The organism is Candidatus Pantoea carbekii (genome assembly GCF_000971765.1).
GTDB lineage: Bacteria > Pseudomonadota > Gammaproteobacteria > Enterobacterales > Enterobacteriaceae > Pantoea_A > Pantoea_A carbekii.
Genome location: NZ_CP010907.1, coordinates 491,308 through 503,916, shown reverse-complemented (window position 1 = coordinate 503,916; position 12,609 = coordinate 491,308). Strand labels below are relative to the sequence as shown.

The window sequence follows — 12,609 nt, the reverse complement described above, 5'->3', positions numbered from 1 at the left end:
ATAATCTAGTTAATATATTAAAAGAATAAATTTGTGATGCTCTTGTTATATTTTCAATATTGTAAATTATTAAATAAGTTAAGGAAATATTCATAATGTCACATGATATAGCAAAATAAAATATATTTGATAGGTATTAGCTATTCAAAATTTTATATAATTTTATAATTTCACCTCATTGAGAAATTGAAAATTAGTTTTTCAATGTAACATAAAAAACCATTAAAAAAATAATCAAGAGAGAGCATCATAATGGGAGATTACAAAAAAAAACGTTTCACTAAAGATTTAGATCGTATCGATAGAAATATTTTAAATGAATTGCAAAAAGATGGACGTATTTCTAATGTAGAACTGTCAAAACGCATTGGATTATCTCCAACACCTTGTCTTGAACGCGTACGTCGCTTAGAGCGACAAGGTTTTATTTTAGGTTATACTGCGCAGCTCAACCCACATTATCTTGATGCCTCATTGCTAGTATTTGTTGAAATAACTTTGAATCGTAATGCAGTGGATGTATTTGAAAAATTTAATGCTGCGGTACAAAAACTCGAGGAAACGCAAGAATGTCATCTTGTTTCAGGTGATTTTGATTATTTATTAAAAACACGCGTTTCAGATATGTCAGCATATCGCAAATTATTAGGTGAAACTTTACTACATTTGCCAGGTGTAAACGATACTCGTACTTACGTAGTGATGGAAGAAGTGAAACATAGTAGCCGATTAGTCATCAAAACTCGATAGTCAGATAAATTTAAAGTTTTTAAGAAACTTAGAGCTATCTATTGTAACACATTTATCCATTTTAATTATTGACGAAATTAATAGGTATTTTCAGTATGATTGCTATTACTTCATTATCACCTGGAGAACACTTTTGAACCAGGAATATAAAAAATACAGAAAAAAAGATAGAAGTCTTTCATGGAAACCTTTAAGCAGCAGTAATCGATTACTGGAAGTATTATGCATTATTTTTGTACTATGTATTATTTACATGATAGTATCATTAATAAGTTTTAGTCCTTCCAATATTAGTTGTTATAAAACAAGTTTTAATAGTCAATCTATTTGTAACTTAGGTGGAAGTTTTGGTGTATGGTTAGCTAATGTGCTATTAATTATTTTTGGCATCATAGCGTATGTAGTCCCTTTGGTGCTCATTGAATTAGGCTGGGTTCTTTTTAAAAATCGCAATAGAAAAGGTTATATTGATTATTTTTCTATTGGGTTGCGTTGCATTGGTATAATTGTATTGATTATTACTAGCTGTAGTTTAGCTACATTGATCTTTAATGATATTTTGTATTTTCCTTCTGGGGGGATAATTGGTAATTTCATTAGTAATGCAATGGTTTTACGCTTGAACATAACTGGTAGTTTATTAGCACTTTTGTTTTTATGGGCAGCAGGTATTACATTATATTCTGGATATTCTTGGTTAGCTATTGCAAATAAAATTTATAGTTTAATACTTAATATGTTAGTATGTTTCAGTTATCGATTATATGGTAAAAATATACAAAAAAGTAAAAAATATCAAAAAAAACAAAAAAAGAATAATACATTTCAAAATATTAGTTTTCTTAAAAAGAAAACTAATATTTTTTCTAACCGTAGTTCTTTAAAATTTAAATCGATTAAACATACGAAAAGAACGTGCTCACTAACATCTTGCTTCAAAGTACCAATCAAAACTACGCCTTCAGCTTGCTTTAAAAGCAACAAGCATCATGCTTTGAGAAAGCATTCTTTGAATAACAATGATGATCAATTTTTTATATTACCATCTACTATAAAAACAAATTTTTTATTCAAGATGAAGAAAATAAAAGATATAATACTAATTAATTTAAATTTCAAAGGATTTTTAAAAAATATTTTAATTAAATATGTTACTAATAAATTTTATATTAAAAAAATAAAATTGCTTATACGTAGTCAGTTAATTGCTTATTATATTAGACGATTATCAAAAAATATCAGTAAAAAAAATACTAAAAAAAAAGCAAAATTAAAAAATATTTTGTACTCGCTATCAACTGTTTTACAACAAAGTATACGATCGCAAGAAATGTTCTATCCCAGATATCCATCATATTTTAAGCAAATGTCTTTAATTAATTTACAACCTTTTTCTGCTAATACTGTTTTACCGTACACAATTTTACCGATGAATAATTTGGCACGACACAGTACTAATCCAACACTTTTTACGTACAATAAATTAGTAACATTTAAAAATATTTCTCCTATTGAAGAAATAAATCAATTAAATCCAAGGGAAAAGTTATCACAAACTTTATTGTGGTTAAATAAAACAAATCAATCGTCTGAACAAGTAAATACGCATAATATTTTTAACAAAAAAATATCAATGAATACAATAAAATCATCTATATCAAAATCTTTTCCAACACTTGATTTGTTGACACTACCAAAATCAGTAGAAGAACCTATCGATAGATTTATACTTAAAAAAACTGCACGTCTTATTGAGGCCCGATTAGCTGATTACCGCATAAAAGCAAAAGTTGTAAGTATTTCGGTAGGTCCTGTAATTACTAGATTCGAACTTGATTTAGCACCTGGTGTGAAAGTTGCACGTATCTCAAATTTATCTCGGGATTTAGCACGATCATTATCGACAATTTCTTTACGTATAGTAGAAGTAATTGCTGGAAAACCATATGTAGGTTTAGAATTGCCAAATAAGTATCGCCAAACAGTGTATTTGCGAGAAATATTAAATAGTACTACATTTTATAAAAATCCTTCACCGATTTCTATAGTTTTAGGCAAAGATATTGCTGGTCAACCAGTAGTAGCAGATTTAGCGAAAATGCCTCATCTGTTAGTTGCTGGTACTACAGGTTCAGGTAAGTCTGTAGCCATTAATGCCATGATAATTAGTATGTTATATAAATCAACTCCAGAAGAAGTACGTTTTATAATGATAGATCCAAAAATGTTGGAACTTTCAATCTATGAAGGTATACCTCATCTCTTAACTGAAGTTGTAACTGATATGACAGAAGCGGTTAATGTATTATGCTGGATTGTTAGTGAAATGGAACGTCGATATAAATTAATGTCTGTTCTTGGAGTGCGGCATTTATTAAATTATAACGAAAAAATAAAACAATCAATTAATGTAACTAATTCTATTTCAAATCCATACTACAACAAATCATCTACTACTACTAGTATGGATACACAGCAACCAATGCATGAGAAGCTACCCTACATTGTAGTTATTATAGATGAATTCGCCGATTTAATGATGGTCGTAGGAAAAAAAATAGAGAAATTTATTCTGCGATTATCACAGAAAGCACGGGCTGCAGGTATTCATTTAGTATTAGCTACTCAACGTCCGTCAGTAGATGTAATTACTGGTTCCATTAAAGCAAACATTCCAACACGTATAGCATTTACTGTCTCTAGCAAAATCGACTCACGTACTATCCTAGATCAAGGAGGTGCAGAATCGTTGTTAGGCATTGGAGATATGCTTTATATACCGCCAAATTCGTCAACTCCATTACGTGTACATGGTGCATTTATTTGTGATCAAGAAGTTCATGCTGTAGTACAAGATTGGAAAATGCGTCGTTCATTAAAATATATCGATGGTATTCATGATAATAAGGATCATAAAAGATTAAATTTAGAGTTATAAAATTACAAATAATGATAAATTGAGATGCATTTTTAAAATATATGTTTAAATTTTTTAAAAAAGCAAAAAGCATTAATGTTACACACTTAAAAAGTGTAGAGTTTTTTTTGAAAAATCTATTTGTTAATAATAATGGTAAATCTTTTTATCTATCATAAAAAAAAGAAATATTTCATATGAATATTTCTTTTAATGCTAATGTTTATTGTGAGCGAGAATGCAATTATGATATAATGTTAGAAGTGATTATATTAATAGATAATAAAAATTTTAATCAATGAAATTACTTATTATAATTTGTAGTTTTTTAATCGGATGTAGTAGCAAAATAGCTCTAGCAGATGCTTCAAATAATTTACAGTATCGTTTAAACCAAGTGAATAGTTTTCACGTTTTTTTTAGCCAAACAGTCACTGATACTAATGGTGTGAATATACACAATGGAAAAGGCGAACTATGGGTTAAACATCCAAATTTGTTTAATTGGCATATACAGTTACCTGACGAAAATTTCATTATCTCTGATGGTAAAAATCTTTGGTTTTATAATCCTTATATTTCTCAGGTGAGCGTAAATTTTTTACAAAACATGATTGATAATACGCCATTTATATTATTTACTCGCAATAAAAAAAGTGATTGGAAAAATTATACAATAAAACAACAAGGCGATCAGTTTGAAGTAATACCGAAAGCTAATGACACTAATCTGAAGAAATTCACCATAACTGTAACGTCTCTAGGAATCATTCGAAAATTTAGTACTATTGAACAAGATGGACAGTGTAATAGCTACCAATTTGACAATCAGAATAATGGTGAAATTAATTCTGATAAATTTATTATTAAATTTCCAAAATGGGTAACTGTAGATGATCAACGTGAATACAATTCTGATCATTTCAGCGAATAATTTATTATTATAAAAAACCGCATAGTATCATAATATCCAAATTTTTTGTAATTTATCGTTGTAAAGTATGATTTGAAAAGTTTTTCAAATTAACTAATTTTCAAAATTTCTTTTTATAAAAATAGAAAGTTTTAAATATTACATCAATAAAAATTTATATACTTTATCTTGCATATTTTATCTTCCAATGAGTGTTTCTTAAGTATAGAGATATTTGATATATCGAAGTATATCATAAAAATCGATCAACACTACTCATATTGAATTAATCTTAAAAAACAAAATTTTACAAATTAATTAGCAAATCAACATGAACGTTACAAATTAACCAACCTAAATTAATTTGATAAGATAATAAACATTATACATGTTGTATGATATAAAAATATTCAATTTGAATATAGATGCTTCATCTGTATTGACTTAAATTATTAAAATTAAATAGGATAAGTATGCTTGATCCAAATATATTGCGAAATCAACCAGATATAGTTGCAGAAAAATTAGCACACCGAGGGTTCAAATTAGATTTAGAAATGCTGCGTTATCTTGAAGAACGTCGTAGAACTGTGCAGGTGGAAACTGAAAATTTACAAGCTGAACGCAATTCATTATCCAGAACAATTGGTCAAACTAAAGCACGTGGCTGTAACATTGAGCCAATATATCAAAAAGTAAATATGCTAGGAAAATGTTTAGATACATATAAAAAAGAGTTGGATTCTTTAAAAAATGAAATCCGTGATTTTGTTCTTTTATTGCCTAATTTGCCTGCAGATGATGTGCCGATTGGTAAAGATAATACAGAAAATAAAGAAATAAGTTGTTGGGGTCAGAAACGCATGTTCAATTTCCCAATAAAAGACCATATACAATTAGGTGAAGGATTAAGAGGGTTGGATTTTGCAACAGCAGTAAAGCTAACTTGTTCACGTTTTATTGTAATGAAAGGTGAAATTGCTCATTTGCATCGCGCGTTAAGTCAGTTTATGCTTGATCTACATACTCAAAAACATGGTTATCTTGAAACTTATGTACCATATATACTTAACCAAGAAGCGTTTTACGGAACTGGTCAGTTACCTAAATTTGATGACGATCTTTTTCATGTCAAATCTATAAAAGATATTCATGATAGTAGCTATGCACTCATTCCCACAGCAGAAGTACCTTTGACTAATCTAGTACGAGAGAAAATATTAGAAGAAAAAGATCTGCCTATTAAATTTGCAGCACATACTCCATGTTTTCGAGCTGAAACAGGTTCTTACGGACGAGATACGCGAGGTCTTATTCGTATGCATCAATTTGATAAAGTTGAGATGGTAAATATTGTTGCGCCCAATAACTCTATGCATGCACTAGAAGAACTTGTTACTGATGCAGAACAGGTTTTACAATTGTTAAATCTACCTTACCGAAAAGTTTTATTATGTACAGGTGATATGGCATTTGGGGCTGCTAAAACTTATGATTTAGAAGTTTGGCTGCCAGCACAAAACACGTATCGTGAAATTTCATCATGTTCTAACATGAGAGATTTTCAAGCTCGTCGCATGCAGGCTCGTTACCGTCGATACATTGACAAAAAATTATGCTTAGTACATACATTGAATGGGTCAGGTCTTGCAGTTGGTCGTACATTAGCAGCAGTATTGGAAAACTATCAACATGCTGATGGAAAAATTGAAGTTCCAAAAGTACTACGTTCTTATATGGGTGGATTAAGTTTTATCGGTTAAAATTAAGTTTTATTCTTTAATATAATGTAGAATATTTTATATCTGCCGAAATTTTAAAAACATATTTTTTAACAGAACCTCTAAGATTATAGGTTATGCGTTGATCTATAAATATATTTCAATTTATTTTTTCATCTTTTAAAATAGAAAGTTAAAATTTAAATTCTAAAAAATTGAATACTTGCTTATTTTTTTAAAATATTTTATTTGTATCCGATTGATTATATTTGCTTTTTATGTTATCAATAGAAAATTGATAACATTATTTGAATATAAATAAATATTAGATTGATAATTAGAATTTTTAAAAACAATTAAAAAAATAATTTTTAACAATAGTGTGGTAAAAATGAGTCAAATTTATAATTTTAGTTCTGGCCCAGCTATGCTTCCGGTGGAAGTAATGTATCGTGCAGAACAAGAACTAAGAAATTGGAAAGGATTAGGTACTTCAGTAATGGAAATTAGCCACCGAAGCAAAGAATTTATTGCATTAGCTTCAGAAACAGAGGAAAATTTTCGTGAGTTACTTGATGTGCCATCTAACTATAAAGTTTTATTCTGTCAAGGTGGTGCACGTGGGCAGTTTGCTGCAGTTCCAGGTAACTTATTAGGCAATAATACAAAAGCAGACTATATTGATAGTGGATATTGGGCAAAAAGTGCTATCGAAGAAGCAAAAAAATTCTGTTATACTAATGTTATAAATATTCAATCTAAGCGAGCGGGCAAATATTCATTATTGCCTATGTGTGAATGGCATTTAAGCAATGATTGTGCGTACGTTCACTTTTGTCAAAATGAAACTATTGAAGGTCTTGCAATTAAGGAAGAACCTAATTTTGATGAAAAAATTATCGTTGCTGATCTCTCTTCGACAATTCTATCTTACCCTATTAACGTAAGTAGCTACGCTATGTTCTATGCTAGTGCACAAAAAAATATTGGGCCAGCTGGTTTAACTGTAGTTGTCATACGTGATGACCTACTTAAGAGTACACAGTCTTGGGTACCGTCAATTTTAAACTATGCAGTATTATCTGAAAATTATTCTATGTTTAATACTCCACCAACTTTTGCTTGGTATCTTTCTGGTTTAGTATTTCAATGGTTAAAAGAAAAGGGAGGTTTAGCAGAAATAGAAAAATTAAATCAGGTTAAAGCCACTCTGTTGTACAATACTATTGATAATAGTTGTTTGTATTACAATGATGTAGACATTAAAAATCGTTCTTATATGAATGTACCATTTCGTTTAACAGATTCTTCTATGGATAAAATATTTTTAGAAGAGTCTCTTAAAGAAGGATTACACGCACTTAAAGGGCATCGTGTAGTTGGCGGTATGCGCGCTTCTATTTATAATGCAATGCCTTTAGAAGGTGTAAAAGCGCTAACTGATTTTATGGTTGAATTTGAAAGATACTATGGTTGATAGCTTTTACCTTAACCACATTATCTTAATATAATGCTCCATTAAGATGTTAGTATTTTGTTTTTATGGAGATGTAGTTTGATGCAGGACTCATTAATTCTAGAGCCGATTGCTCATATTGATGGAACGATAAATCTTCCAGGTTCAAAAAGTATTTCTAACCGTGCACTGTTGCTATCTGCTCTAGCAAGTGGAACTACACAACTAACTAATTTACTTAATAGTGATGATGTTAAATATATGTTACATGCTTTAAAGGCTATGAAAATTAATTATACACTTTCGCATGATAATACTATTTGTAAAATTGTTGGTAACTCAGGTCCATTACAATCTATATCGTTGAGCGAACTTTTCTTAGGCAATGCAGGGACAGCAATGCGTCCTCTTGTTGCAATATTTTCTTTAGGACAGCAATCAGTAATATTAACTGGTGAACCTCGTATGCACGATCGTCCAATACATCATCTAGTAGATGCATTACGTCAAGGTGGTGCAAAAATTGATTATCTAGCACACAGAGGTTATCCGCCCTTACATCTCTATGGCGGTTTTATTGGAGGGCAAATTAGTATAGATGGAAGTATTTCTAGTCAATTCCTTACTGCATTATTAATGTGTGCTCCTTTAGCACAGAAAGATACTATTATTACTATTAAGGGTAATCTAGTGTCTAAACCTTATATTGATATGACCTTGTATCTCATGCGTTCTTTTAATGTTAAGGTTGAAAATCAAAATTACCAACGTTTTATAGTCAAAGGTCAACAACAATATCGTTCTCCAGGACATTTCTTGATAGAAGGAGATGCTTCATCTGCTTCTTATTTTCTTGCAGCAGCTGCAATTAAAGGAGGTACTGTACGAGTGACCGGCATTGGTTATAATAGCATACAAGGTGATGTTTTGTTTGCCGATGTATTAGAAGAAATGGGTGCAATAATTGAACGAAGCAATCATGATATTATATGTACACGTAATAAGCTTAAAAGTATAAATATGGATATGAATCATATGCCTGATGCTGCAATGACGATTGCTACTACAGCTTTATTCGCACAAGGTACTACATTAATACGCAATATACATAACTGGCGTGTTAAAGAAACTGATCGGCTGTTAGCAATGTCAACAGAATTACGTAAAGTTGGTGCAGAAGTAGAGGAAGGAAGTGATTTTATACGTATCACACCACCTGTTCAATTTCATCGAGCACATATTAAAACTTATAATGACCATCGTATAGCAATGTGTTTTTCATTAGTAGCTTTATCTAACATGCCAGTAACTATTCTTGATCCGAGTTGTACAAAAAAAACTTTTCCAGATTATTTTAAAAAATTTAAAAGTATTAGTCAATATATATAATTTTTTAGTTAATGTTTGTATTGTTTTTTACATTTTTATTTTTAATAACCTCAGGCATATGTATGGAAAGAATGTATGTAATTAGAGCTATCAATAAATTTACTAATTTAGTAGATAGCAACTAAAGAATGTTCATATAGTGATTAAGAGAGAAAGCATGATAACAGTTCCTCCAGTAATTACTATTGATGGACCTAGTGGTTCAGGTAAGGGAACTTTATGTAGAGCTATTGCAGGGTCTTTACAGTGGCATTTTCTGGATTCTGGTGCAATTTATCGCGTATTAGCTTTAGCAGCGTTACGTCGCAATATTAATATTGTATCTGAAGAAATGCTAACAGGCGTAGCTATGAATCTTAATGTGCGTTTTTTGTTAAATGAAGGTGAAATGCAAGTTATTTTTGAAGAAAAGGATGTGACAGAAGAAATTCGTACACAGTCAATAAGTCATACAGCATCATTAATAGCATTATTTCCACGTTTGAGAAAAATTTTGTTACACTATCAACATATTTTTAGAAAACAACCAGGATTAATTGCGGATGGACGTGATGTTGGAACAGTCGTTTTTCCTGATGCATGTATTAAAATTTTTCTCAATGCTAGTTTAAAAGAAAGAGTTTACCGTCGCATGTTACAATTGAAAAAAAGAGGTTGTAATATTAATTTTAAAAGCTTACTAGCCGATATGGAAGAACGTGATAAGCGCGATTATAATCGCGCTATTGCACCACTTTTACCTGCAGAAAATGCTTGGTTGTTAGATTCTACGGCCATGACTAAGGAGCAATTAATTAATAAAGTAATGAATTATATTAAAAATAAGTTAGTTCTTTAATTCGTATAGAACAGAAAGCTATTTTGTAGACCTATACTAAGGAAACAGTACTAGGAATGTTAAGCAACCCTATCCGACAATGATGTTAGGTAGATGTTAAACTAAGAATTTTAAGATTATTAATATGAATGAATCTTTTGCTCAACTTTTTGAAGAATCATTACAACAGATTGAAACTCGTCCTGGTTCTATTGTTCGTGGTGTTGTAATTGCTATTGATAAAGATTTTGTGTTAGTTGATGCTGGTCTAAAATCTGAATCTAGTATTTCTATAGAGCAGTTTAAAAACGCAGCGGGACAATTGGAAATTAAGATAGGAGACGAAGTTGATGTTGCTTTAGAAGCAGTAGAAGACGGTTTTGGTGAAACGTTATTATCTCGTGAAAAAGCTAAACGTCATGAAGCTTGGATCATACTTGAAAAAGCATACCAAAGTACTGAAACTGTGATAGGTATCATTAATGGTAAAGTAAAAGGCGGGTTTACAGTGGAACTAAATGGTATTCGCGCCTTTCTCCCTGGTTCATTAGTTGACGTACGTCCAGTTCGCGACACACTGCATTTAGAAGGTAAAGAGCTCGAATTTAAAGTAATTAAATTGGATCAAAAACGAAATAATGTGGTAGTTTCTCGTCGTGCAGTTATAGAATCCGAAAATAGCGCTGAACGTGATTATTTAATGGAAAACCTTCAGGAAGGAATACAAGTTAAAGGTATTGTTAAAAATCTCACTGACTATGGAGCCTTTGTAGATTTAGGTGGTGTTGATGGATTGTTACATATTACTGATATGGCTTGGAAACGCGTTAAGCATCCTAGTGAAATTGTTAATGTAGGAGATGAAATTACCGTTAAAGTATTAAAATTTGATCGAGAACGTACTCGTGTATCACTTGGACTAAAACAATTAGGAGAAGATCCGTGGGTTGCTATTGCCAAAAGATATCCAGAAAGCACGAAGCTGAATGGACGAGTAACTAATTTAACTGACTATGGTTGTTTCGTAGAAATTGAAGAAGGCGTTGAAGGACTAGTACACGTTTCTGAAATGGACTGGACAAATAAGAATATTCATCCTTCCAAAGTCGTAATTGTCGGTGATGTAGTAGAAGTAATGGTTTTAGATATCGATGAAGAACGCCGTCGTATCTCCTTAGGTCTAAAACAGTGTAAATTCAATCCCTGGCAACTTTTTGCAGAAACACATACCAAAGGTGATCGTGTTGAAGGTAAAATTAAATCTATTACGGATTTCGGTATCTTTATTGGACTGGAGGGTGGCATCGATGGTTTAGTGCATTTGTCTGATGTGTCTTGGAGCATGACAGGTGAAGATGCTGTACGCGAATACAAAAAAGGTGATGAAATCATTGCAGTAGTACTACAAGTTGATGCAGAACGCGAGCGTATCTCGTTAGGTATAAAGCAATTAGTTGAAGATCCTTTCAATAATTATCTTACCTTTAATAAAAAAGGTAGTACCGTAATTGGTAGAGTTACTGCTATTGATTCCAAAGGCGCTACATTGGAATTAATGAATGGTGTTGAAGGCTACTTACGTGCTTCTGAAATTACCGTTGATCGTATTGAAGACATAACACTGACTTTGAGTGTTGGCGATAAAATTGAAGCTAAATTTACAGGAGTAGATCGTAAAAATCGCCTTGTTATACTATCTATGCGTGCTAAAGATCAAATTGATGAAAAAGAAGCTATTAATATGGCGGCGGTTAATCCTAAACAGGAAGACAACTCCTTTTCTAATGCTATGGTTGAAGCATTTAAAGCAGCTAAAGTCGAGTGATTGATATAAAGACCGTATTTAGTAAACAGTATATATGGTCTTTATTTTGCAATTTTCGGTTGAATTTTGGTTTAAATATATATTGGAGCTTATATGACTAAGTCAGAGTTAATCGAAAGGCTGGTCTCTCAACATACTCATATCCCTTCAAGGGTTGTTGAGATTGCAGTTAAAGAAATGATAGAGAATATGGCTAATAAATTGTCCCAAGGTGAGCGTATTGAAATTCGAGGGTTTGGAAGCTTTACTCTTCGTTATCGTTCTCCTAGACTAGGTCGTAATCCAAAAACAGGTGATAAAGTCCAATTGGAAGGTAAATATGTGCCTCATTTTAAACCAGGTAAAGAATTACGTGATAGGGCTAATATTTATTGCTAATAATTAACAAATTATGTAAAAGGGCAAAAACGAAATGCTAACTAAATGTTTTTGCCTATATGTATTTGAGTCTAAGAGACGTATTTTTTACATAGGCCTAATTTGGTAGATATTATCTAATATATAGATATCTCTTTGTTATTCAAGTTGATTATTTAATTTATTAAATGAACATAATTAAATTGAACTTATCTAAACTCAAAAGAGTGAAATAATTTTTCTACTAAATCTGTAAAATTTTCTGTTTTTAATAGTACATTTTTATTTTATAAAGAATAAGATAAGGAATTTATATTAATATAATAAAAATATACTTGTGAAATTTATTTTTTAATCTTGCAATACTATATATTTTATATGTTTTATTTAAATTAGACCATCAAGACATTTATTAAAATGTATTATAATATTTCATCGGAGAAGGAATTTTCAAAAAATATATA

Annotated in this window: 9 protein-coding genes; all 9 read left to right on the top strand. The window is 30.8% G+C overall.

Annotated elements, in window-relative coordinates:
* Positions 1-252 precede the first annotated feature (252 nt).
* Positions 253-750: a leucine-responsive transcriptional regulator Lrp gene (gene lrp / locus BMSBPS_RS01780; protein WP_022564714.1), complete on the top strand. Its 498-nt coding sequence runs from the start codon at positions 253-255 to the stop codon at positions 748-750.
* Between the two features lie 133 nt (positions 751-883).
* Positions 884-3,688, top strand: coding sequence for a DNA translocase FtsK (locus BMSBPS_RS04800; RefSeq protein ID WP_200895190.1), 2,805 nt, complete (start codon positions 884-886; stop codon positions 3,686-3,688).
* A gap of 277 nt (positions 3,689-3,965) precedes the next feature.
* Positions 3,966-4,601: an outer membrane lipoprotein chaperone LolA gene (gene lolA, locus BMSBPS_RS01770; protein ID WP_022564712.1), complete on the top strand. Its 636-nt coding sequence runs from the start codon at positions 3,966-3,968 to the stop codon at positions 4,599-4,601.
* Positions 4,602-5,053: 452 nt separating this feature from the next.
* Positions 5,054-6,343 (top strand): serine--tRNA ligase, encoded by a 1,290-nt coding sequence (serS, locus tag BMSBPS_RS01765; RefSeq protein WP_022564711.1) that lies wholly within the window; start codon positions 5,054-5,056, stop codon positions 6,341-6,343.
* 349 nt (positions 6,344-6,692) lie between these two features.
* Positions 6,693-7,778, top strand: a complete 1,086-nt coding sequence (gene serC / locus BMSBPS_RS01760) for a 3-phosphoserine/phosphohydroxythreonine transaminase (protein WP_046201122.1) — start codon at positions 6,693-6,695, stop codon at positions 7,776-7,778.
* Positions 7,779-7,859: 81 nt separating this feature from the next.
* Positions 7,860-9,146: a 3-phosphoshikimate 1-carboxyvinyltransferase gene (aroA, locus tag BMSBPS_RS01755; protein ID WP_022564709.1), complete on the top strand. Its 1,287-nt coding sequence runs from the start codon at positions 7,860-7,862 to the stop codon at positions 9,144-9,146.
* Between the two features lie 157 nt (positions 9,147-9,303).
* The gene (gene cmk, locus BMSBPS_RS01750; protein ID WP_022564708.1) at positions 9,304-9,984 is read left to right on the top strand and encodes a (d)CMP kinase; all 681 of its coding nucleotides are present in this window, start codon (positions 9,304-9,306) and stop codon (positions 9,982-9,984) included.
* A 124-nt stretch (positions 9,985-10,108) separates the two neighbouring features.
* On the top strand, positions 10,109-11,788 hold the full coding sequence (gene rpsA / locus BMSBPS_RS01745) for a 30S ribosomal protein S1 (RefSeq protein ID WP_022564707.1): 1,680 nt from the start codon (positions 10,109-10,111) through the stop codon (positions 11,786-11,788).
* A 93-nt stretch (positions 11,789-11,881) separates the two neighbouring features.
* Positions 11,882-12,166: an integration host factor subunit beta gene (gene ihfB, locus BMSBPS_RS01740; RefSeq protein WP_022564706.1), complete on the top strand. Its 285-nt coding sequence runs from the start codon at positions 11,882-11,884 to the stop codon at positions 12,164-12,166.
* The last annotated feature ends 443 nt before the right edge of the window (positions 12,167-12,609 follow it).